This is a genomic window from Nitrospirota bacterium (assembly GCA_035516965.1).
Taxonomy (GTDB): domain Bacteria; phylum Nitrospirota; class UBA9217; order UBA9217; family UBA9217; genus MHEA01.
The window spans coordinates 1-23,729 of sequence record DATIZR010000111.1 but is presented as its reverse complement, the minus strand read 5'-3'; the positions used below and the strand labels follow the sequence as shown (position 1 = coordinate 23,729).

At 54.7% G+C, this 23,729-nt stretch carries 23 protein-coding genes; 21 read left to right on the top strand and 2 right to left on the bottom strand.

What is annotated here, in order from left to right:
* Positions 1-18 precede the first annotated feature (18 nt).
* A complete protein-coding gene (locus VL197_15900) occupies positions 19-726 on the bottom strand; it encodes a glycerophosphodiester phosphodiesterase (protein ID HUJ19469.1) in 708 nt (235 codons plus the stop codon).
* Positions 727-804: 78 nt separating this feature from the next.
* Complete coding sequence (locus VL197_15895) at positions 805-1,767, bottom strand: patatin-like phospholipase family protein (protein HUJ19468.1); 963 nt, start codon at positions 1,765-1,767, stop codon at positions 805-807.
* Positions 1,768-2,583: 816 nt separating this feature from the next.
* Here VL197_15895 and VL197_15890 point away from each other — a divergent pair.
* The 21 genes from VL197_15890 (at position 2,584) to galE (VL197_15790) (ending at position 23,720) form a co-directional block, all read left to right on the top strand.
* Positions 2,584-3,258, top strand: a complete 675-nt coding sequence (locus tag VL197_15890) for a winged helix-turn-helix transcriptional regulator (protein HUJ19467.1) — start codon at positions 2,584-2,586, stop codon at positions 3,256-3,258.
* A 70-nt stretch (positions 3,259-3,328) separates the two neighbouring features.
* On the top strand, positions 3,329-4,345 hold the full coding sequence (locus tag VL197_15885; protein HUJ19466.1) for an NAD-dependent 4,6-dehydratase LegB: 1,017 nt from the start codon (positions 3,329-3,331) through the stop codon (positions 4,343-4,345).
* Entirely contained in the window at positions 4,342-5,532 is a 1,191-nt protein-coding gene (locus tag VL197_15880) for a LegC family aminotransferase (protein HUJ19465.1), read from the top strand. Before VL197_15885 ends, VL197_15880 begins: the two co-directional genes overlap by 4 nt.
* Positions 5,519-6,670 carry a UDP-N-acetylglucosamine 2-epimerase gene (neuC, locus tag VL197_15875; GenBank protein ID HUJ19464.1) on the top strand — a complete coding sequence of 384 codons (1,152 nt, stop codon included), beginning with the start codon at positions 5,519-5,521 and terminating at the stop codon, positions 6,668-6,670. The genes VL197_15880 and neuC overlap by 14 nt, the downstream gene beginning before the upstream one ends.
* Positions 6,671-6,672: 2 nt before the next feature.
* Positions 6,673-7,755: an N-acetylneuraminate synthase gene (neuB, locus tag VL197_15870; GenBank protein HUJ19463.1), complete on the top strand. Its 1,083-nt coding sequence runs from the start codon at positions 6,673-6,675 to the stop codon at positions 7,753-7,755.
* Positions 7,752-8,390, top strand: a complete 639-nt coding sequence (locus VL197_15865) for an acetyltransferase (GenBank protein HUJ19462.1) — start codon at positions 7,752-7,754, stop codon at positions 8,388-8,390. The genes neuB and VL197_15865 overlap by 4 nt, the downstream gene beginning before the upstream one ends.
* On the top strand, positions 8,387-9,433 hold the full coding sequence (locus VL197_15860) for a nucleotidyltransferase family protein (protein ID HUJ19461.1): 1,047 nt from the start codon (positions 8,387-8,389) through the stop codon (positions 9,431-9,433). Before VL197_15865 ends, VL197_15860 begins: the two co-directional genes overlap by 4 nt.
* Positions 9,434-9,457: 24 nt before the next feature.
* Complete coding sequence (locus VL197_15855) at positions 9,458-10,474, top strand: Gfo/Idh/MocA family oxidoreductase (protein HUJ19460.1); 1,017 nt, start codon at positions 9,458-9,460, stop codon at positions 10,472-10,474.
* Positions 10,471-11,265 (top strand): hypothetical protein, encoded by a 795-nt coding sequence (locus VL197_15850; protein ID HUJ19459.1) that lies wholly within the window; start codon positions 10,471-10,473, stop codon positions 11,263-11,265. The genes VL197_15855 and VL197_15850 overlap by 4 nt, the downstream gene beginning before the upstream one ends.
* Complete coding sequence (locus VL197_15845) at positions 11,262-12,578, top strand: aminotransferase class III-fold pyridoxal phosphate-dependent enzyme (GenBank protein HUJ19458.1); 1,317 nt, start codon at positions 11,262-11,264, stop codon at positions 12,576-12,578. Before VL197_15850 ends, VL197_15845 begins: the two co-directional genes overlap by 4 nt.
* Positions 12,550-13,377 (top strand): SDR family oxidoreductase, encoded by an 828-nt coding sequence (locus VL197_15840; GenBank protein ID HUJ19457.1) that lies wholly within the window; start codon positions 12,550-12,552, stop codon positions 13,375-13,377. The genes VL197_15845 and VL197_15840 overlap by 29 nt, the downstream gene beginning before the upstream one ends.
* Entirely contained in the window at positions 13,371-14,615 is a 1,245-nt protein-coding gene (locus VL197_15835; protein HUJ19456.1) for a hypothetical protein, read from the top strand. Before VL197_15840 ends, VL197_15835 begins: the two co-directional genes overlap by 7 nt.
* Before the next feature lies 1 nt (position 14,616).
* Complete coding sequence (locus VL197_15830) at positions 14,617-16,173, top strand: lipopolysaccharide biosynthesis protein (protein HUJ19455.1); 1,557 nt, start codon at positions 14,617-14,619, stop codon at positions 16,171-16,173.
* A gap of 47 nt (positions 16,174-16,220) precedes the next feature.
* Positions 16,221-17,057 carry a methyltransferase domain-containing protein gene (locus VL197_15825; GenBank protein ID HUJ19454.1) on the top strand — a complete coding sequence of 279 codons (837 nt, stop codon included), beginning with the start codon at positions 16,221-16,223 and terminating at the stop codon, positions 17,055-17,057.
* A 111-nt stretch (positions 17,058-17,168) separates the two neighbouring features.
* Positions 17,169-17,312 carry a hypothetical protein gene (locus VL197_15820; GenBank protein ID HUJ19453.1) on the top strand — a complete coding sequence of 48 codons (144 nt, stop codon included), beginning with the start codon at positions 17,169-17,171 and terminating at the stop codon, positions 17,310-17,312.
* 159 nt (positions 17,313-17,471) lie between these two features.
* On the top strand, positions 17,472-18,287 hold the full coding sequence (locus VL197_15815; protein HUJ19452.1) for a class I SAM-dependent methyltransferase: 816 nt from the start codon (positions 17,472-17,474) through the stop codon (positions 18,285-18,287).
* Positions 18,288-18,850: 563 nt separating this feature from the next.
* Positions 18,851-19,444: a methyltransferase domain-containing protein gene (locus VL197_15810; GenBank protein HUJ19451.1), complete on the top strand. Its 594-nt coding sequence runs from the start codon at positions 18,851-18,853 to the stop codon at positions 19,442-19,444.
* Positions 19,445-19,475: 31 nt separating this feature from the next.
* A complete protein-coding gene (locus VL197_15805; GenBank protein ID HUJ19450.1) occupies positions 19,476-20,765 on the top strand; it encodes a glycosyltransferase in 1,290 nt (429 codons plus the stop codon).
* Positions 20,766-20,775: 10 nt separating this feature from the next.
* Positions 20,776-21,741 carry a UDP-glucose 4-epimerase GalE gene (galE, locus tag VL197_15800; GenBank protein ID HUJ19449.1) on the top strand — a complete coding sequence of 322 codons (966 nt, stop codon included), beginning with the start codon at positions 20,776-20,778 and terminating at the stop codon, positions 21,739-21,741.
* 31 nt (positions 21,742-21,772) lie between these two features.
* A complete protein-coding gene (locus VL197_15795) occupies positions 21,773-22,666 on the top strand; it encodes a glycosyltransferase (GenBank protein HUJ19448.1) in 894 nt (297 codons plus the stop codon).
* 52 nt (positions 22,667-22,718) lie between these two features.
* The gene (galE, locus tag VL197_15790; protein ID HUJ19447.1) at positions 22,719-23,720 is read left to right on the top strand and encodes a UDP-glucose 4-epimerase GalE; all 1,002 of its coding nucleotides are present in this window, start codon (positions 22,719-22,721) and stop codon (positions 23,718-23,720) included.
* Positions 23,721-23,729 lie beyond the last annotated feature (9 nt).

The following is a 23,729-nucleotide window of genomic DNA, read 5'->3' as shown; positions in this document are numbered from 1 at the left end:
TGCGGGAAACCAGGCTCTTTATTTTTTTTTTGCATATCGCCTGTCCAAAACCTGTTTCAGCAAGGCGGGCCTGTTCGTGTAGATGCCGTCGACTTTCCAATCGATGCATCGTTTCATTTCTTCTTCCGTGTCCACGGTCCACACAAAGATGTCCACCCCCTGCCCGTGGCATGCCCTGACAAGCGGTTCGGTCACCGTGTTCTTCCGCAGGCTGATCAGCGAGTATCCCTTTGCCCGGTAGGCGGCCACATGCCGGAGGGAGAAAGTATCATAAATGACGGCGCAGCGGGCTTCGGGCAGAGCCGACTGCACCGGCGGGAGTTCCTCTTCCCTGAAGGAGGACACCACGAGGGTTCCTGCAAATGGGTGCCCGGCAAGATGACGGGCAAGCGCCGCCCCTCCTCCGTGGCTCTTGATCTCGGTATTGATGCCGGCTTTTCCCGCCACCAGCTCGAGCACATCGTCTAATCGCGGAATGCGCTCTCCGTCCCTGAGCCTGATGCCGTCCAGCTCTTTTGACGAAGCCGCTTCCACGGCGACATTCCTCTCGGCCGTCCTGCCCGTATGCCTGTCATGCATCACATAGAGGAACCCGTCCCTGCTCAGCCTCAGATCGAGCTCAATCATGTCGACCGGGACCGTGAGGGCAAGCCGGAAGGCTGCAAGTGAATTTTCGAGCGCCTCGGAGGAATCGCCGCGGTGAGCAATAACGAGCGGTTTCGCCATCGGCCAATTATACCTGAATGCGAAAAAATGACAACAGGGCGGTTTGCGTGAGCAAGGGTGCAATGCGCACGGAGAGGGTCATTTTCCCCCGGCCACTTTCCCCATGATCCTGTCCTTGATGTCCTTGATCTGCGCACCGAGCGTTTTCTGCGGAAGACTGTCCACGGATGCGCGGGAGATCGCGGTCTTTATCGAAAGGAGCTTCTCGAGCGCCGCCGTCTCTCCCAAGCGGTAAAGCTCGCGGGGGTTGCTGAAATCCGCCCAGTTCGTCCCGCCCACGGGCGGATGGATGACCACGTCGGCATCGCGCATCAGGAGTTCGTTCAGGTAGATCCGGGACACCGCGTCGGCGCGCATGACCACGTCGAGCCCGAACTTGTCCTCGAACCTGCCGACCTCGCTCGAGACGTCCACGGCGATCACGATGTCGGCTCCCAGCTCCCTGGCGCAATGGACCGGAACGCGCTCCACCCAGCCGCCGTCCACGAGCAGCATGTCCCCGTCCACGACCGGCGGAAAGATGCCCGGCAGTGCGCAGCTGGCGCTGATCGCGCGGCGCAGCGAACCGCTGCGGTAAACAACCCGCTTTCCGTTCCGGATGTCCGTGGCGACGCACGCGAACAGGATCTTGGTGTCTTCAAAGGCATTGTCCGGGATCAACGGATAGATGAAATCTTCGTATTCTTGTTCGGAAATGAAGGCGGGTTTCGTCGCAGTGATGCCCCAGAAATATCCCTTCCGGATAAGGTTCGCCATGTCGGTAAAAAACCCGTGGTTTCTTTCGTCAGTCTCTTCCAGCCTCCTCAGGAACTCAAGCCGGGTCTTCCGGGACCGGAAGCTGCGAAGATACTGTTCGAGCCTTCCCATCCAGTATGCCGAGTCGGGCTGGAGTGCATAAAGCCCGCCGACCAATGCGCCCAGGCTCGTACCGGCGATCATGTCGATGGGGACCTTCGCGTCCTCAAAGACCTTGAGCACGCCCAGATGAGCCAGTCCCCGCGCCGCGCCGCCGCCCAGTGCCAGACATATCTTCGGTTCCATGGATATCCTTTATTGTTCCGCGTATTGTCAAAATCTAACCACAGCGTCCACCGAGAACTTCTTGAATCTCAGGGAAAACAACATTCTTCAGAATCGCTTCCCCCTCGTTGCCCTGTCATTAATAGCGATTTACACTCTTTCCCCCGTTTCTCAAACCCGGCGAGCGCACAGAGCAGGTTGAAAAAAACAGCCTTTTCGTATTCAGAATGAATCGGGGCATTCCTCAGGGCTCTCTGTGGTTTCATCTTTCATCCCTGTTCTCATAGAACTTCTCATAGTACCCGTCCCCGTGATCCCTGCGCTTGTGATTATCGAAGCAATCATAACATCCGACACGGGAAGAGTAAAGAGGTTTCATGGGCCGGCATTCCGCACAAGCCTATATCAGATACAACGCAAATCCGGGGATGACAGCATGGTCAGCAGGAGACGGCCTGTTGCCCAAATCACTTTAGTTACTAACCTACTCAAAATGGAAAGAATATTTTCCGCGAAGGCGCCAAGAACACAAAGGAAGTAAAAAACAAGGGTATTTCGATATTAATACAGATCTGCATGATTTCCTTCGCGACCTTTACGCCTTCGCGGTTCCAAGGTTTTGGTTCCGGCTTGTCTCAGAAGTGAAAGGGCAGCCATAACACGGTAAATGCGAGATTCTTCGCTACGCTCAGATGACATCTTTGACCGTTCTGGGTGAAGACGGGGTTTCAGCAACACTCTACAGTTGCTTTGACCTCGTTGCCCTGCACCGGGGGCCCCCTCTCACGCTTCCATGGAGCTCTTTCTACAGCTCATTTCCCGGCATAGATTCATTATATGAACAAAGAAAACTCTAAAAAATCATTGACACCCGTTTTTTTTCATGGTAACGTTCATTCTATGAACAAGAAGGCTCCGATTGCCCCAGATACAGATCATTTCAAAGCTCTCCAGATCCTCGATGAGCTTTCGGTGAACGATTCCATGACGCAGCGTGATCTGAGCGAGCGCCTCGGCCTGGCGCTGGGGCTCGTGAACTCATACATAAAGAATCTCGTGACCAAGGGCTTCATCACGGTCGCGGCGATCCCTCCGAAGCGCTACGCCTACTATCTTACACCCAAAGGCTTTGCCGAGAAGACCCGCCTTGCCTATGACCTGCTCCAGGACTATACCCGCATTTACCGGGAGGCAAAGAACAACTACCGGACGCTGTTCCAAAATCTCGAGCGATCGGGACAGAAAAAGATCATTTTTGCGGGCGTTGACGAAGTGACCGACATCGCGTTCATCACGCTGCACGAGACCGGCCTGGAGCTGACCGGCGTGGTGGACGATGAGAAGAAGGGCGACCTATTCTTCGGCAGGGAGATCCGGGAGATCGGGGCCTGCAAGTCCCTGCAACATGATTGTGTGGTCATCACTTCGTATCTTCAGCGGGATGCGATCGAACAGGCGCTGGTCAAGAACGGCATTGCCGGGAAAAGCATCCGGCAGGTATTCATTTTCTGATCATGAGCAACGGCGAAGCGGGGCGCAAGATTCTCCCGCCTGATGCAGACAGAGGAGATGAGGCTATCGCATGAATTCTTCATTGAAGAATAAAAAGATCCTGGTCACCGGCGCTGATGGATTCATCGGCTCCCATCTTACCGAGGAACTGGTCCGGCAGGGCCACTCGGTGCGTGCTTTCGTGCTCTATAACTCATTCAACTCCTGGGGTTGGCTGGAGAGTGTCGACAACGAGATCAGGAGGTCCCTCGATGTGTTTTCCGGTGATATCAGGGACCCGCACGGAGTAAGAACAGCGATGAAGGGATGCGACGTGGTCCTGCACCTGGCAGCCCTGATCGCAATTCCCTATTCCTATCATTCTCCAGACACCTATGTTGACACCAATGTAAAAGGAACACTGAATATCGTCCAGGCGGCACGCGAACTGGGTGTCCAGAAAGTCGTGCATACCTCTACGAGCGAAGTATACGGCACGGCCAGATTCGTCCCCATAACCGAAGACCATCCCCTGCAGGGTCAGTCGCCCTATTCCGCCTCCAAGATCGGGGCGGATCATATTGCGATGTCATTTTTTCATTCCTTTAGTACGCCGGTTGCGATCATCCGGCCCTTCAACACCTACGGCCCCCGGCAGTCCGCCCGGGCCGTTATCCCTACCGTCGTTACACAGATCGCGGGCGGCCAGAAAACATTGAAACTCGGAGCGCTTCATCCGACGCGCGATTTCAACTATATCAGGGATACTGTCAGGGCCTTTATTGCAGTGGCAGAGTCGGATCGCGCGGTCGGAGAAATTGTCAATATCGGCAGCAATTATGAGATCTCGATCGGAGACCTCGTTCGTATGATCGCCGACATCATGGGTTCCGATTGCGGGATAACAACAGAGGCCACCCGTCTCCGGCCCGAGAACAGCGAAGTAGAGCGGCTCTGGGCAGACAATGCGAAAGCGGAGAAACTGCTTGGCTGGAAACCGGAATACGCGGGCACGGAAGGCCTCAGGCGCGGGCTCAAAGAAACCATAGACTGGTTCCGGGTACCCGGGAATCTGAAGGGCTACAAGGCCGACCTCTATAATGTATGACAGAAAATCTCGACCCTCATAAGGTTGTACAAGCGCTGAGGACGGTCCTTCCCGCTGCGGGCAATGGGCCCGTTGCACTCCATGAGCCCTGCTTCAAGGGGAATGAATGGGCCTACGTCAAGGAATGCCTCGACACGGGCTGGGTGTCATCGGCCGGTGCGTTTGTGGATATGTTCGAGCGGCAAGTGGCCGAGTATACGGGCGCACGTCGCGTGGTGGCGGTGGTGAATGGCACGGCTGCCCTGCATATCTGTCTTCTGCTCGCAGGGGTGGAGCACGACGACGAAGTCCTGGTCCCTGCGTTGACCTTTGTGGCTACTGCGAACGCTGTAGTCTATTGCGGTGCTGTGCCCCATTTCGTGGACAGCGAGGAGCGGACGCTGGGTCTCGACCCCCATAAGCTCGATGTCTATCTGAACGAAGTTGGTGAGATGAGGCCTGACGCTTGTTTTAATAAAAGGACGGGAAGAAGAATTAAAGCAGTGGTTCCCATGCACACCTTTGGACATCCTGTTGATATGGAACCCCTGCTTGAGGTCTGCGCCCGCTACAGGCTTGAATTGATCGAGGATGCTGCCGAATCCCTCGGCTCCTTTTACAAGGGCCGCCATACGGGCACCATGGGGAAGCTGTCCGCACTCAGCTTTAACGGCAACAAGACCATCACGACGGGCGGGGGCGGCGCGATCCTGACCGATGACGAGGAGCTCGCGAAACGCGCAAAACATCTCACGACAACGGCGAAGGTGCCCCATCCCTGGCAGCTCTATCATGACAAGGTCGGCTATAATTACCGGCTTCCCAACATCAACGCAGCTCTCGGCTGCGCCCAACTGGAACAATTGCCGGCCTTCCTGCAGAGCAAGCGGACTCTGGCGCGCCGCTATCAGAATGCTTTTGCCGGTGTCGATGGCGTCAGATTTTTCACCGAACCTCCATTTGCAAAGAGCAATTACTGGCTGAATGTCCTTCTGCTCGACGAGGCTCTGGCATGCTCCCGCGACAGGATACTGAAGGCGAGCAATGATGCCGGGATCATGACCCGTCCTGCATGGAGCCTGATGCATCAGCTCCCCATGTTCAGGGACTGTCCCCGGATGGACCTTGCCGTTGCCGAAAGCATTGAACGCAGGCTGATCAATATTCCAAGCAGTGCCATTTTAGGTGCTCCTTATGCTACAACGTAAGATATGTGCCGTCACCGGCTCTCGCGCTGACTATGACCTTCTGACCCCCGTAATGAAAAAGATCCGGCAGGAGCCGTCCTTTCGGTTGCAGGTGATCGCGACAGGCATGCACCTTGCCCCGCAGTTCGGACTGACCTACAAGAGCATAGAAGCGGACGGTTTTACGATTGATGCGAAGGTGGACATGGAGTTGACCGGCGACACCCCCTCTGATGTGACCAGGTCTCTCGGTCGGGGCGTCAAGGGATTCGCCGAAGCACTCGACCGCCTCCAGCCTGATCTCCTGCTCGTGCTGGGAGACCGGTTTGAGATCCTCGCCGCTGCGCAGTCGGCTATGATCGCGAAAATCCCGATGGCGCACATCGCCGGAGGTGACACCACCGAAGGCTCCTTCGACGAGGCCATCCGACACAGCATCACCAAGATGTCGCACATCCACTTCGTAACCAACGAAGCGGCTGCCCGGCGGGTGCGACAACTCGGCGAGGACCCGGCGCATATCTACAATTTCGGGAGTCCGGGGGGTATCGATGCGATCAAGAAGGAGCTCCTGGACCGGGCGGCGCTCGAACGAGAGCTGGGATTCACGTTCCGGAAGCGTAATCTTCTTGTCACGTTCCATCCGGCGACTCTCGACGCCCAGCCTGCCGGAACGCAGTTCCGGGAACTGCTCACGGCCCTCGACCGACTGGGAGATGAAGTGGGTATCATCTTCACGCTCCCGAACGCAGACCCCGAAGGAAACACTATCAGCGCCTTGATCGAAGAATATACCGCTGCCAGGCCCCGGGCAAAGGCCTTCGCTTCCCTCGGCCAGGTCCGCTACTTAAGCTGCGTGGCCCAGATGGACGCCGTCGTAGGCAACTCCTCAAGCGGGCTCTATGAAGTGCCCTCGTTCAGGAAGCCGACCGTCAATATCGGCGACCGCCAGAAAGGGCGGCTACAGGCATCATCGGTGATCAGTTGCCGGCCCGAAGCGTCGGACATCGAGCGAGCTATGCGGGAGGCCTTCACGAAAGACTGCTCCGATGCGGTAAACCCCTACGATAAGGGCAACAGCGCACAGCGCATCGTCGCAGCACTCAAGGCGACCCCAGACTATGCCAAGCTCCTAAAGAAGAGGTTCTTCGACCTGTGACCATGAGCATACAGCGCACTTATATCATCGCCGAAGCAGGGGTAAACCACGGCGGTTCGCTCGAGATGGCCAAAAAGCTCATCGACGCGGCCGCTGATGCCGGCGCCGATGCGGTCAAGTTCCAGACGTTCAAGGCCGACGAGCTCGTCAGCAGTACGGCTCCCAAAGCCGATTACCAGAAAGCCGCGACCGGTACAACAGAATCGCAGCGGGAAATGCTCAAAAAACTGGAGCTCGACGAGGCAGCGCACCGGGTCCTTGCCAATCATTGCCGGAAGAGGGGAATCCAGTTCCTTTCCACGCCCTTCGACGGGGACAGCGTAGACCTGCTGGCAGCGAGGATCAAGGTGCCGATGCTCAAGCTGCCTTCGGGCGAGATCACGAATGGCCCGCTCCTCCTCAGTGCAGCGCAGACGGGCCTGCCTATCATTCTCTCTACGGGTATGAGCACCCTGGCGGATATCAAGGCGGCGCTGGGAGTTATTGCCTTCGGGTACACGGTCAAAAAAGAAAAACCATCGCAAAAGGCTTTTAAGGCCGCCCTTTCTTCCCCCAAGGGCCAGCGAAGCCTGAAAGAACGGGTCATACTCCTGCACTGCACGACCGAGTATCCTGCCCCCCTCGCAGACGTGAACCTTTGCGCCATGGAAATAATGCGAGAGGCCTTCGGGCTTCCCGTCGGATATTCCGACCATACACAGGGCATAATCGTCCCGATAGCAGCCGCTGCCCGGGGCGCAGCCGTCATAGAGAAACATTTCACCTTAAACCGGGAACTTCCCGGCCCCGACCACAAGGCGTCCCTGGAGCCCCGCGAGCTCAGAGCAATGGTACGGGCGATTCGGGACGTTGAGCTGACCCTCGGGTCGGGCGAGAAGAAGCCGGCACCCGGCGAAGAGAAGAATTTTGTTGTAGCCCGGCGAAGCCTTATGGCCGCGCGGAATATAAAAAGAGGCGAGGCCTTGACGCCGGAAAACTTGACCTGCAAACGGCCGGGTAACGGTTTGTCCCCGCTCCGGTACTGGGAAATGCTCGGCAAAAAAGCCGACAGGGACTATCACAAGGATGAGATGGTAGGTATATGACCCAACCCGTCATCATACTGGGCGCAGGCGGTCATGCGAAGGTGCTGATCGATACCCTTCTCAGAATGGGCGTGCAGCTCTCGGGTATTACCGATCCTGATCACGCAAAACACGGGTCAAGCGTTCTCGGGGTCCGGGTCCTGGGGGGCGATGAGGTCCTGCTGAGCAATGGACCGGAAATGGTCAGACTCGCGAACGGTGTGGGCTCGATCGGGGAATCTGCGGGCAGGAGACGGCTATTCGAACGATTCAAGGCCAGAGGATACGGCTTTATGAATGTGGTTCATCCCTCGGCAGTAATCGGTGCGGAGGTGCTTCTCTCGGAAGGAGTTCAGGTCATGGCGGGCGTAGTGATCCAATCAGGTACTACGATTGGTCGGAATACGATCATCAATACGAGGGCTTCCGTAGACCATGACTGTTCGATCGGGGACCATGTCCATATTGCTCCGGGAGTCACCCTTTCCGGAGGGGTCAGCGTTGAGGAAGGATCTCATATCGGGACTGGGGCGACAGTGGTTCAAGGGATTCGCATCGGCAGAAACAGTATTGTTGGTGCTGGTTCGGTCGTGTTGACCGACGTTCCGGAAGGCGTAACGGTATGGGGTGTGCCCGGGAAGGTGGTACAGCAATGAAAGAATGGAAAAAAGTGCTTGTTCCAGTCTCGTCCTCCATCCGAAAGACGATTGAAACGATCGATCTCGGGGCTCTGCAGATCGCGGTTGCGGTCGATGAGAACGGTCGTCTCGTCGGCACCGTCACTGACGGGGACATCCGGCGCGGCCTCCTTCGGGGCTTATCGCTCGATGATACCGTAGAGAAGATCATGAATGCCCACCCGACCACCGTGAGGTCGCACGAGAACCGCGAAACGGTCCTTGCCCTGATGAAGAGCAAAAGTTTTCATCAGATCCCGATCGTTGATGAGGAAGGCCGCGTCGTTGGGATCGAGATACTGGATGAACTGATCCGGGGAAAGCAGCCGGATAACGTCGTGGTCATCATGGCAGGAGGCGTAGGAAGCCGTTTGCGGCCTTTAACGGATGACTGCCCGAAGCCCCTCCTGAAGGTCGGCAGCAAGCCGATCCTTGAGATCATCCTCGAGAACTTCATAGATCAGGGATTCAGAAAATTTTACATATCGGTTAATTACAAAGCGGAAATGATCGAAGAATATTTTGGAGATGGTTCCCGGTGGGGGGTTGGGCTGACCTACCTTCGCGAAAAAGCGCCGTTAGGAACTGCGGGTGCGTTAACATTGCTGGCGGATGAGTTGAAAAAACCGGTCATCATCATGAACGGCGATCTGCTGACCCGGCTCAATTTCCATCAGTTACTTGACTTTCATAAGGAACACAATGCCAAAGCAACAATGTGCGTACGCGACTACGATTACCAGGTACCCTACGGGGTCGTAACCATCGACAAACACCGGCTGGCAGGCATCGAAGAAAAGCCGATTCATCATTTCTTTGTGAGCGCCGGCATCTATGTATTTGATCCCGAAGTGGTGGCTCTCGTACCGAAGAACCGATACTTCGACATGCCGGACCTTTTCCAGGAATTGATCAGGCAGAACAAAGAAACCGCCGTCTTCCCAATCAGGGAGTATTGGATCGACATCGGACGCATTGATGATTTTGAAAAGGCCAACGGGGAGTACAACAGAAACTTCTAACTGCGAAGAACGGGGACAACTACCATGAATTTTCTTGTGGCCGGTCTGGGCTCCATGGGGAAACGTCGCATCAGGTGCCTGAAAGCGCTGGGGTACGGAGCAATCGGCGGATTAGATGTTCGATCCGACCGAAGGACGGAAGTAGAGGAGAAATACGGGATCGCTGTCTATGCGGACTTCCAGGAAGCGCTCGCCGCCGTAAAACCGGACTGCCTCATCATATCCGTTCCGCCCGACGTCCACCACCTCTATATGAAACTAGCCATCGAGCACGGCCTTCATTTCTTCGTGGAAGCGAGTGTGGTGGACACCGATCTGGAGGAGATACGGAAGAAGCTGCGGGGCCGCCGGATCGTTGCCGCCCCTTCCGCTACCCTGCTGTTTCATCCCGCCATCACGCAGATAGCAGCGGTCATCCGTTCCGGACAGCTCGGCAAAATCTCGAACATCATGCTGCATTCCGGCCAGTATCTGCCCGACTGGCATACCTATGAAAAGGTGTCCGACTACTACGTCTCGAACCCATCGACCGGGGGGGCCCGCGAGATCGTCCCCTTTGAACTGACCTGGGTCACCAAACTGTTCGGTTTCCCGCGAAGGGTCTTCGGCAACGTCAGGAAGACAATCAGGATCCCCGGGGCGGAATCGATCGATGATACGTACAACTTCCTTCTCGATTATGACGGTTTCCTGGCCACGGTAACCGTAGATGTCGTTTCACGTCACGCTACGAGAAGATTATTGATCAACGGAGACAGGCAGCAGCTTGTCTGGGACTGGGACAAGAACCACATCTCCCTGTTCGATCCCGCTGTTTCACGATGGACCGTGCTTCCCTATGAAATGAAGCAGGCGGAAGCCGGGTACAATGCCAATATCGGAGAGAACATGTATATCGACGAGCTCCGGGACTTCATAGATGCTGTCCGGGGAAAGAAGGAGTTCATCAATTCCCTCGAAGATGATCAGCGCGTGCTCGCTCTCCTGTATGCAATAGAACGGTCCGACAAGGCGGCCGCCTCCGTAGAGGTTGCCGGATGAAGATCGGGATCCTGATCACTGCGCGGCTCGGTTCGACGAGGCTACAAAACAAACATCTCCTGCCGGTAAGAGAACAACCGATCCTCCATTACCTGCTTGCGCGGATCAGGATGGAATTTGCAGACGAGATGCGATCGGGACGGGTGCAGCTCATCATAGCGACATCGAATGAGCCGGAAAACCAGGAATTCGAGCGGTTCTCTGCAGAAGGCGCAGTAGTTCATTACGGTTGCAAGAACAATATTCCACTCCGTCATCTGGAAACAGCGCGCGCGCATCTTCTTGACGCGATCATCGCCGTTGACGGCGACGACATTCTCTGCTCCGTTGAAGGGATGCGCGCCGTGTATCAACGGTTATTGCAGGGCTCGAGCTACGTCAGAACGACCGGGCTCCCGTTTGGAATGAATTCCATGGGCTATACCACGATTTTTCTCGGAACCTCGCTCGAGGGGCATCTCGACGATACCCTCGAAACCGGCTGGGGCCGCATCTTCGACAGTAGAAAGCTGACGGACATCGAGATCGCATTTCCTGTCCAGGATTCGGCGCTCCGGTTCACCTTGGACTACCCTGAAGACCTTCAATTTTTCAGCTCGGTCATCGATTCGCTCGGTGATGCCGCTTACACCGAGCACGATTCGGGGATCGTGAACATCGTTCTTGAAAAAAAGCTTTTCCTGATCAACCACGTGATCACGAAGCAATATTGGGACAACTTTTACCGTCTTCAGGAAGAGGAACAAAAGGGATCTCCCGCCGGGAATCCCGTGAAAGGGAAATCATCATGACCTCAAAAGGGCCGGAACTATGGAAAAGGGCGAAAACGATCATCCCTGGCGGAGGCCAGCTTCTTTCGAAGAGAAGTGAGAAGTTCCTTCCGGGCCTTTGGCCGTCCTACTATACCAAGGCGAAAGGCTGCGAGCTCTGGGACTTGGACGGGAACAAATATTACGATTTCGCCCAAATGGGTGTCGGTTCCTGCATTCTCGGATATGCCGATGAGCGCGTGAACGACGCCGTACACCAGGCCGTCCGCGACGGCTCCATGAGCTCGTTGAACTGCTTCGAGGAGGTAACACTGGCCGAACGCCTGATCAGCCTTCATCCGTGGTCCTCGATGGCACGATTTGCAAGGACCGGCGGCGAAGCATGCGCCGTGGCCGTGAGGATCGCACGGGCCGCCAGCGGAAAGGCAAAGGTCGCCTTTTGCGGCTATCACGGCTGGCACGACTGGTACTTGGCCGCGAACCTGGGCAATGCCTCAAACCTTGACGGGCAGTTGCTTCCGGGACTCGAGCCCCGAGGTGTCCCCCGTGAGTTGCGCGAGACGGCCCTCCCCTTCAATTACAACCGGATCGACGAACTGGAGGGGATCATAGAAAACCACCCGGGCGAGATCGGCGTGATCATCATGGAGCCGCAGCGGGGATCCGATCCTGCACCGGGCTTCCTGCAGGGCGTCAGGAGGATTGCCGACCGGATTGGGGCGGTCCTCATTTTTGATGAAGTGACCTCCGGATTCCGCATGAATGTCGGCGGAATTCATTTGATCCATGGAGTGAATCCCGACATCGCGGTGTTCGGCAAGGCTCTGGGGAACGGGTTTCCCATATCGGCCGTTATCGGTCGGCGGGAAGTGATGGAGCACGCCCAGGAAAGTTTCATCAGCTCGACGTTCTGGACAGAGCGGATCGGTTTCGTGGCAGCGCTTGCGACGTTGAAAAAGATCGAGGACGACAATGTGCCGTCCCGCCTGGTCCAGGCCGGGAAGCGCATCAACGAGGGATGGACGACCATCGCATGCAAGCATGGGATCGATATTCAGATATCAGGGATCCCGCCGCTTACCCATATCTCGTTCAAGGCCGCCGATCCGCTCGCGGTACAAACCCTGTATGCGCAGGAAATGCTGGAACGGGGCTTTCTCGTGGGTGCTGCCGTCTACGCTTCCGCTGCATATACCGACGAGATCATCGACCGGTTCATTGCCGCATCTGACAAGGTTTTCGGAAAGATCAAGAGCACGCTCGACGCAGGTACTATCCGCGATTCTTTAAAAGGCGAGGTCATTCATGCCGGGTTTAAAAGACTTACCGCATAATCACTTTGATCTGTCCGGGAAAACGGCGGTCGTGACCGGCGGTACGGGGATCCTCGGATCGCTCTACTGCCGACGCCTGGCCGAAGCCGGTGCACAGGTCATCGTTGCCGATCTCTCGGCGGAAAGCTGCGCGACGCTCGCGGCCGAGATCACGGAAAAAACGGGGGTCACCGCCGCGGGTTTAGCCGTTGATCTCAGTGATGAATCTTCGGTAATGCGCTGGGCAAAACAGATAAACGGCCTTTATCAGAATGTAGATGTGCTCGTCAATAACGCAGCTGCCAAATCTCCGGGTTTCTTCGCTCTCCTCGACAAGTTCACCCTCGCGGACTGGAACCAGGTGATGGCGGTCAATGTTACCGGCATGTTCCTGGTGATACGGGAACTTGGCCCTGCCATGGCGGCCAGGGGCCGTGGCAGTATCATCAATGTCAGTTCCATCTACGGCGTGGTCGGACCAGACCAACGGATATACGAAGGGTCCTGGTACGAGAAACTTGGCGGCGCCATCAATACACCTTTGATCTACTCGGCGACAAAAGGCGCTGTGATCGCCATGACAAAATATCTCGCAGCCTACTGGGGTCCGCGCGGCGTCCGCACGAACACTCTTTCACCGGGAGGCGTCTCCTCAGGTCAAAACAACACCTTCAGTGAAAAATACAGCGCCAGGGTCCCGCTGGGGCGCATGGCCGAGGCCGAGGAAATGGTCGGAGCGTTGCTCTTTTTGGCTTCAGATGCGTCCTCCTATGTAAGTGGCCAGAACATTATTGTCGATGGAGGCCTCACTGCTTGGTGACACGAGCCGGCATAACAAGAATCATCTTTCTGGTACACTTCCCCCTATCCAGCCATGATCAGGAAAAGTGGGGTTTCGAATACCTGCGATCAGAGGGGTATACTGTCGAGGTCTATGACCTGTCCCCTTTCTTGACCCCTGCCTCCCTGGAATGCAGTCGAGACAATCGGGAAGCCGATAGGAACCTCATCCGTAAGATAACTTCCTATGAGGATTTCGAGCGCCGGGTAAGTTCCGTTGCGTCCAGTGCTGTTTTCATAGATTACATAATGGGTTTCGCCGATCCGGACCTCAAGACAGAGAAATTATTCAGGGTCCTGGGCCGCTACCGGGCAAAATACTTCTTGATCTCGGCAGGCGCCTTACCGGTAACCAGGGGCCGTGCGAAGCGATTGTTCACGAAGATCAAAACGGCCTTGAACCCGAAGAAACTGGCGAGTTATGCCGTGCGGAAGATCATCGCCTTCCTGAAAAGAAATACGGCGTTGTATGCCTCTCCAGAACGGATTTTCTGCGGAAATTCAGAGGTTGCCGATGCTTACCTGAGAAGGTTTAAGGTCGCTTCTGAAAGGGTGACCTCGATTCATTCCCTGGATTATGACACCTTTCTCCACTACATCAGGAAAACGAGCCCCGCCGAGAGGACAATCGAGAGGACCTGCGTTTTCCTCGACGAAAACGCATGCCATAATGTCGATTTCGCAATATTGAACCTGAGACCCCTGACCCCGGAAAAATATTTCCCGAGCATGGCCCGGTTGTTTGATGTGATCGAGAAAAAAACGGGCCTTAAGGTCGTGATCGCCGCCCATCCCCGTTCGCACTATGAACAAATGTCAGGGATATACGGGGAACGTGAGATCATCAAAGGGAAGACCGTCGAACTCGTTGCAAAAAGCTCCCTGGTGCTGCTGCATGGCAGTACGGCTGTCAGTTTTGCGGTCCTTTTCAACAAGCCGGCCGTAATCATAAAAACCGAGGAAATGATGAAGAATAGTCATTTCTCTACTGCAATGGATGCAATGAAGACTGCCTTGGGAGCAAAGACCATCAACATAGACGACCCCTCCGAGTTGAACGGAACCAGCTTTGATTACGCGAACTGGCCCAGGGATAATTACGATGAGTACAAGTATAAGTACGTAAAATCGCCGGATGCGGAGGAGTTGACGACCTGGGAGTTCGTAGCAAGAGAGATACAGAAAATGAATTCAGAAAAACAGAGACTGTCTTTCTGATATGATAGATTCTTCGTCCGTAAAAACTCGATTCATCGTATCCGTGCTCTCGAACACCGTGCGTTCCGTGATCGGTTTCTTCAGCGGGCTCCTCATTGCACGCGGGCTGAACCCTGCGGGTTACGGAGACATGATGTTTCTGCTCGGGAGCTTCGTTGCTGTTCGGACGCTTCTGGATATGGGGACTTCCAGTGCTTTTTATACATTTATCTCGCAGCGACCCAGGAGCCGCCGGTTTTACCTTTATTACTATGCTTGGCTTGCGCTGCAATTTGTCATTCCCGCAGTCCTGATTATCGTGCTCCTGCCTAATGCGATGATCGAAAAGGTATGGCTGGGTCATTCACGTACGATTATTTTACTTTCCTTTGCTGCGGCTTTCATGCAGCAACAGGTATGGCAGACGTTGAACCAGATCGGAGAGGCGTCGAGAAAGACCATCCGGGTTCAGATCATTTGCACGGCAGTAGCGATTGGCCACCTTGGCCTTGTTTTCATGCTCCTTGCCTACGATCTTTTATCGGTCAGAATGGTGTTTCTGCTTTTGATCGGGGAATACCCGCTGGCAGCCCTCTGGGCGTTTCGGTTTTTACGGGATAAGGAGGCAACAACGGGGCCAGATGAGTCCGGGGCCCTCTCTGCCGGATCCCTGTTGAAGGAATACTGGTTATATTGTCAGCCTTTGGCTTTTTTATCATTGGTTGCCTTCTTGTATGAGTTTGCCGATCGCTGGCTACTTCAGCGCTTTGGAGGACCAAGCCAGCAAGGTTTTTACCAGATCGCCTATCAGTTCGCGAGTGTCAGTCTGTTGGCTACCACCTCCATCTTAAATGTCTTCTGGAAAGAGATCGCTGAGGCCAATGCACGCCAGGATAAGCAGCGTCTTGCCGCACTTTACCATAAAGTATCCCGTTCGCTCGTCATGCTCGGGGCGGTATTATCAGGCTTCCTGATTCCCTGGACCGAACAGATCGTTGCTGTCTTACTGGGAAAATCCTACCTCACGGCAGTGCCGGTATTAGTGATCATGTTTCTCTATCCGATTCACCAGTCCATGGGGCAGATCGGCGGGACCATGTTGCTGGCAGGAGGACACACTACGGCATACACGAAAATGAGCATTGCTATGATGCTGATCAGTCTTCCTTTGGCGTACTTGGTACAGGCCCCAACTCATGGAGTTACTATTCCCGGATTAGGACTCGGCGCCGTCGGGATGGCGCTCAAGATGATTTTATTGAACATCTTGTCTGTAAACATACTGGCATGGCTTATCGCCCGGTACCATGGCTGGAAATTCGAGTGGCTTTACCAAGTCATCGGCATCGGCCTGGTAATGATCTCAGGCTACGCGGCCAAGCAGGGAGTCGGTCTTTTCTGGCAACTTTCGCGCTCGGATGCGATAAGAAGTCTTCTGCCACCATTTCTCACCGCCGGTGTCTTCTATCTGATTCTAGTCTCGATCTTCATATGGATGATGCCGTGGCTTATCGGCATGGATCGTCAAGAGATGAGGCACATCGTTGCTCAATTCAAATCTGCGCTCGGGGTTCTTTGATCCAAAGGCCCAGTGCCTCCAGGATATTGCCGCATAAGGAAGACCACATGCAGAACTGGACCAATGATCAACTTAACCATACGATAGCTCAGTGGGACAAAGCAATCGAGATCTATTATCCGCAGTATTTAAAAGCATGGAGAGATCCCAGGGAGCACTACAGAAGCTTGCATGAGGAGTGGAATCTATTGGATGCGATCAAGCTGATAGACTGGGGGAAATATATCAATAAATCCACTTGCTCTGTGCTGGACATCGGTGGAGGCACCGGGTGGCTGAGTGCGTATTTATCAAAGTTAGACCAAGTCAGGAACATTTTTCTTCTTGATTCCAGTGAATATTTCTTAACGATAATGTTTCCCGAGATCGCGAGGCTAATGGATGCGAACACAGAAAAGATCACTCCGGTTCTTGGGTTATTCTCGCCCATTTTATTCGATAACGAGTCCGTCGATATCGTCGTGGCCAGTTCCTCATTACATCATAGCGACAATCTTGAAAATATTTTAAAAGAAGCACACCGTGTCATAAAAGAAGACGGCATCCTTTTTATATTAAATGAGAATCCCCACGGAAGCTTTAAATATCTTCTTTTAATTTTCAAACAATTTTTATCAATCATGACAAATTCCGTCCTCCGCCGCTACAAGACCGTATCGCCGTCCATCTCTTCCAGCGGATATCTCTATGATGCATATCTGGGCGATAGATTTTATCCGCGCTGGTATTGGGAAAAAGCGATCACTACAGCGGGCTTTGACCTGCTAGAAACAATAGAGACGCCGTACCTGGCACGAAAAAAAGACAAAAAAGGAACTGAATTAGTTCATTTTGTTTGTGGAAAATCGAGTAATCGGGTTGGCACCAGCCGAAATAAGGGTTGAGCGACGAAACAGGCTATTCTTTTCAGGAAAGGTGCTTCGCATGGCAGAATCACGGAAGATATTGATCTTGGATGCGGTAGCCAAAAGCGGCCGGGTGCGATCGGTATCGATGTGAACATAAATACCAGCGCCGATGTGGTGCAGGATTTCAATTCATTCCCCTACCCCTTCGGTGGCACTACCTTCGATGGAACTTATGTAGACAACGTTCTGGAGCACCTCGATGACGTCATCAAGGGGATGGAAGAACTGTAGAGAATCAGCAAGCCCGGCGGGTTGGTGCCGGTGAAGATCGTCGTCCCCTACTCCCAGGCGAAGTGGGCCTTCATCGATCCAATGCACAGACTTTATAACAATTGATCCGTTCTTCTATTTCAACCGCGTACATCTACAAGAACTCGTGAGGAGAAGCTGATGGTTGCACGTTATGCGTTGGCTGCGAAATTGAACAATTCGAAACCTGTCGTGAAGGAAAACTTTATTCAGGATGCATGCAGGGGGAAAAGTGTGCTCGACTTGGGCTGTATACGCCACAGTGCTAATTTTGCGATCAATGATCCCAACTGGCTACATAAAATAATAAAATTTGTCGCAAAAAAAGTGATAGGCGTGGATTACTTGCCTGATGAAATAAAGAAACTTAATGCCTTAGGCTATGACATAATTTGGGGCGACGTGACAAAACCGCTGGCCATTCACGAGACCTTTGACGTAATCGTCGCCGGTGATCTGATTGAACATCTGGCGAATTTTGAAGGTTTTTTTGAAAACTGCTCGCGTCTTCTCAAAGCTGATGGTGTAATAATAATCACGACCCCTAATCCTTTCTACGCTGGAGAGTTTCACTTTACTGCGTTTAAAAAAAGGTTTTTAATTAATCCGGAGCATACATGCTGGATCGATCCCCAAGCATTGTCTCAATTATCAAATAGATTTAGTTACGAGATTAATGAAATATATTTTATCAAAAATAGTTGGTCGTTAAAAAACCTAATCTGCGAAACGGAACAGCATCCGTATGATATTCTGCAAGGGGTGTGGCAGGGTGACTCGCTCAGGCTACAATTGATGAGACGCATCATGGGTGCCATTTTCAATTTATTCTACGTGCCTTATACAATGTTCACGGGCTCCCGCTCCCGCCTTGTCCGGCACAGCGATTATCTTGCTGTTTTAGCGAGGCGTGCCGATGCATCTTCAATAGATTCAATAACTCGTATAAAGTCTTGAACCTGTTAGAACTGTTTAAAATATTGTTTCACTTATCGGAACGGCCTTTCTGCCGGCCTGGTTATCATTCGCATGTCGCGGTGATAATCAACGCCAGTTCTATAGCGAAGTGCAACACTTGGGGCAGTCATGCTACCCTAAGTGTCTATGCCAAAACCATATAAGCAACTGAGCCAAGAAGAACGAGAGCATATTGCCAACTTGCTCTCAGAAGATTTCAGTCTCGGCGACATAGCTAAAGCAGTAGGCCGGGACAAGAGCACGATCTCCCGGGAACTTGCTCGGAACTCAGCTCCTGAGCGTCAGCGCTATACACCCTGCCGGGCACATTGCTCGGGCCTGTGAGCGGAAGACTAAGGCCAACAAGCACGAGCATTTCGAGTTGCTACGGCAGTCACCAACGTTTTTCCTGGGATCCGTTTGATGATATAATGATCGTGCCCGCTAGTTAAAATATTTATTGAGAAAAAAACGCGAGCTTACGAGATTAAATAATGACACCGCGCAGATTGTCAGAAAGACACTTAAGAATTTGGCATCCGACCTACCTTATTTATAGATCCATGTGGAAAAACATCGAGCGGGCGGTCGCCACCGCGCGCGCTGAAACATCGAATCCGACCCCTTCAGTACTGGACGTTGGGTGCGGCAACAAGCCCTACCAAGACCTATTCAAGGGATGCAGGTATCTGGGCATGGATTTCTCATCAGATGATGCATCTCCGGATATCATTGGTGATGCGGCCGCGATTCCGGTTCAGTCGGCGATAATGGATATAGTGTTCAGCACCCAGGTAATAGAACACGTTTCTGACCCACAGGCGATGGTCCGGGAGTGCCACAGAATTTTAAGACCGGGGGGATTTCTGATCCTGACCGGGCCCTTTTACTGGCCGCTCCACGAGGAGCCATACGACTATCACCGGTTCACCAAATACGGATTCGAAAATATGCTGAAAAATGCGGGCTTCTCTTCCTGGGAAATTTGGCCGGATGGCGGGAACTGGACCCAGATATTTCTATCGATCAACCTGCAGTTGCGCAGAGTTTGCTTCATTCCGTTGATCGTGCTCTTTAATTGTCTCGGCCTCATACTGGATTATCTTGACCATGAGGAAACAATACCGGCAAACTATACTATTCTTGCGCGGTCCTGATCCCTGCATTGATCGCTGATAAAGACAACTCATGAAAAAGAAAATACTCTTTTACTCGGAATGTTACATTTTCGGCGGCTGCGAAAATGTCCTCGTCAATCTTATCCTGAGCCCTGTAGTCAACGAGCGGTTCGACGTTCTTTACGCCTACGCCCGGAACAGGGACTACCAGCGCGGCGTGGACAGCAGGTTCGGCGCGTTCCCGAAGAAATACCCGCTCCGCATCCTGAGCAACGGCAACCTTTTCTACCGAATTGACGGCAGCGGGATGAACAAATATCTGGCGTTTCTCATCAAAGCGCCTTTAGCTTTGCTTCAAAGGATGGGCGTGTATGCCCTCTATAATTTTTTGAGGCTCTCTCTGTTCATCAGGGAACAAAAGCCGGACATCCTGCATATCAATAACGGCGGCTATCCAAGCGCTCTCTCATGCCGAACCGCGGTCTTCAGCGCAAAGCTGGCCGGCGTGCCGAGGATTGTCTTCAACGTGAACAACCTGGCCCAAAAGCAGAAGGGCGTCATCGACCGGCTGGTCGATTGGTACGTTCACAAGCATGTGGACTACTTCATTACGGCATCGCAGGCCGCAAGGAGCAACCTGATCAAGAACAGGGGATTCGACGCCGGAAAGATCGTGCAGATTTTCAATGCGCAGAAGCCGAATCCCGTCCGGAAGACCCGGGAAGAAGTGCTGGGTGAGTACGGCGTGGCATCCGACAAATTCGTCATTGTGACGGTGGCGTATTTGACCGAGCGCAAGGGCCATCTGTTCCTCCTGGAGGCGCTGGACAGCATCCGGCGGACGGACGCCGACCTCTACGACAACCTCGTCCTGTTCCTGGTCGGCGACGGCGAGATGCGGCCGGAGATAGAGAGCTACATCAGGGAGCACGGCCTTGACGGCAAGGTCATCCTGACGGGATTCCGGAACGATGACTACCACTTCATCAACGCCGCCGACCTGTTCATCCTTCCGTCGCTCCGGGACGAGGACATGCCCTACGTGATCCTGTCGGCAATGGAACTGAGCAAGCCCGTGATCTCGACAAAAGTGGCGGGTATCGTCGAAGAGATCAGGGACGGCATCGACGGCGTGCTGCTCGATCCTGCGGAGCTCCATAGATTGCCAGCCTTGATCAAGGAGCTGCATTCCGACAGCAGCCTGCGCTCCAGCTACGGCGCAAGCGCCAGGAACAGATACCAAGCATCCTTTGCGCTTGATAAGATTTTAAGGAAATACCTTGACGTTTATAAACGGCTGTATCCGGATGATACGGCAATCCCCTCCGCGTGCTCAACAGCTGGACCGGGGCAGGCATGAAAGGATAAGCATGATACTGATCACGGGTGGTGCGGGCTACGTAGGCTCCCACGCGAACAAGTTTTTGCACGGCCGGGGTTACCGGACCGTGGTGCTCGATAATTTATCCACCGGGCACGGTGAGTTTGTAAAATGGGGCGAGTTCGTTCAGGGAGACCTGTCGGACAGGGAGCAGCTGATACTCCTGTTCAAGAGATTCCCCATCAAGGCAGTCATGCATTTCGGCGCTTTCGCCTACGTGGGGGAATCGGTCGTCGACCCCTTACGCTACTATGCCAACAACGTCTCCAACACCGTGAACCTGCTCCAGGCGATGAAGGAGTCCAATGTGTCGTTCATCGTGTTCTCCTCCTCCTGCTCGACCTACGGCATACCGCAGCGAATACCGATCCCGGAGGAGCACCCGCAGGCGCCGATAAACCCCTACGGCAGGACCAAGCTCATGGTCGAGCAGATCCTGAAGGACGTCGATACGGCCCACGGCATCAGGCACGTCAATCTGAGGTACTTTAACGCGGCCGGGGCGGACCCGGACGGCCAGGTCGGGGAGCGGCACGATCCCGAGACGCATCTGATCCCGCTGGTCCTGAACACCGCATCGGGCCGGCAGGACGCGGTAAGGATCTTCGGCGCGGATTACGGTACGCCGGACGGTACCTGCGTCAGGGACTATATTCACGTGACCGACCTCGCTCATGCCCACCAGCTCGCCTTGGAGCATCTGCTGAAATCCGGGACAAGCGACTCTTTCAACCTCGCCAACGGAAAGGGCTTTTCCGTCAAAGAGGTTATCGATGCCGCAGGGAAAGTCACGGGGAAGAAGATCAAAACCGTCGTCCAGGACAGAAGACCCGGAGACCCGCCCGTGCTCATCGGGAGCTCGGAAAAGGCAAAGAAGATATTAAGCTGGGAACCGGAATACAAGGACCTGGAAGCGATCATTCAAACCGCGTGGAAATGGCACAGCAGGACCTGAGTCGATGCAGCGCAACAGCGGGCAGGATCACATGGCTGACAGACCCCTCTTCTCGGTAATCATTCCCACCTTCAACCGCGCGGAGAAGCTGCGCCGGGCCATCGAATCCGTGGAGCGTCAGTCCTTCCGGGATTTCGAGCTCATCGTCTGCGACGACGGCTCGACCGACCACACCCGGGATGTCGTCGAGTCCTTTCAGCAGCGTCTCGGGATCACGTACGTCCGCGAGGAGAACTGGGGAGGGCCCGCGCGGCCCCGGAACAACGGCATCCGGGCCGCAAAGGGCGAATGGATCTGCTTCCTTGACGCCGATGACTGGTGGTACCCCGAGAAACTGGAGCGCGTGCAGGAAAGGATTTCCCCTGTTGATGTCGTTCATCATGATGGAGACGTGTATACCCTGGACGGGAAAAAGCGTCTGGTCAGGATGCGAGGCAGAACCCTGAGACCCCCTGTGTTCAACGATATGATGACGAAGGGCAATGCCTTTATAACTTCCGGCGTCTGCGTCAGGAAGGCGGTCATCGAAAAAGCCGGCGGTTTTCCTGAGGACAAGGAATTGATCTCAATCGAGGATTATGACCTGTGGCTCAGGATATCGCTGATCACGGACCGCTTTGTCCATGTCCCCCTGCCTCTCTGCGGATATTCGGAGGGCGAGGGAAATATCTCGGGGACACCCCGGCATATATCCGCCCATGCCGCCCTGTTCGACAAATTCAAGGACCGACTGCCTCCAGGAGACCGGCGGGAATCGGAAAAATATTTTTCTTATTGCATGGGGCTTGCGCTGTTGAAGACCGGCATGTACGGGAAGAGCCGGGGCCGGTTCGTCCGGTCCCTGAAGTCCCGGAACGCGCGGATTGCGGCCCTGTCGCTCGTGCGCATCATGGCGTCTTTCCTGCGGCAGGCGTTCGGGTCATGAGCGAAGACGGGACCGGGTTCACCAGGAACGAGAGCATACAACGGGAGGTAAGATGATGATCCTAGTAACCGGCGGTGCAGGCTATATCGGCAGCCACGTGGTCCGGCAGCTTTCGGAAGCAGGGCACCAGGTGGTGGTCCTGGATAATCTTTCGACGGGATTTGCCGATGCCCTCATCCATGGGGAGGAGCTGGTCGTCGCGGATCTCGGCGACGCCGGAAAGGTGGAGGCGCTTTTCAGGCAGCGCCGCTTCAAGACGGTGCTGCACTTTGCCGCTTCGATCGTGGCGCCCGAGTCGGTCGGCGATCCGCTGAAATATTACGGGAACAACACCTGCAATACCATTCACCTGCTGAAAGCCTGCGTCCGCCACGGGGCCGAGCAGTTCATTTTTTCGAGCACCGCGGCCGTGTACGGCCTTCCCGATTCGGGGATTGCATCGGAAGACAGCCCCACCATACCGATCAACCCCTACGGGGCATCCAAACTGATGAGCGAGTGGGTCCTTCGCGACGTGGGTCAGGCCCACGGTCTTCGATCGGTGGCCCTGCGCTACTTCAATGTCGCCGGCGCCGACCCCCTTGCCCGCATGGGCCAGCGCACGCCCGATGCCACCCATCTGATCAAGGTCTGCTGCCAGGCGGCTCTCGGGCAGCGGCCTTCGGTCTCGATATACGGCACTGACTACGCAACGCCGGACGGTACCGGGGTCCGGGACTACATCCATGTGGAGGATCTTGCGGCGGCCCATCTTGCGGCCCTCGGCTATCTCGAGCAGGGCGGCCTGTCCACGACGTTGAATGTCGGCTACGGCGCCGGCAGCAGCGTCCGCGACGTGATCGAGACCGTTCGCCACGTGTCGGGCGTCTCTTTTGCCGTCCAGGAGGCGCCCCGCCGCCCCGGTGACCCCGCGAGCCTGGTAGCGCGCGCCGGGAAGATCAGCGAGGTCCTTCAATGGCAGCCACGGTATAAAGACCTCGGGACGATCGTCTCAGATGCGTGGCGATGGGAGCAAAAGTTGGCAATCGGCGCAAAACAAAAAGGGCGGCCTTGATGACCGAAA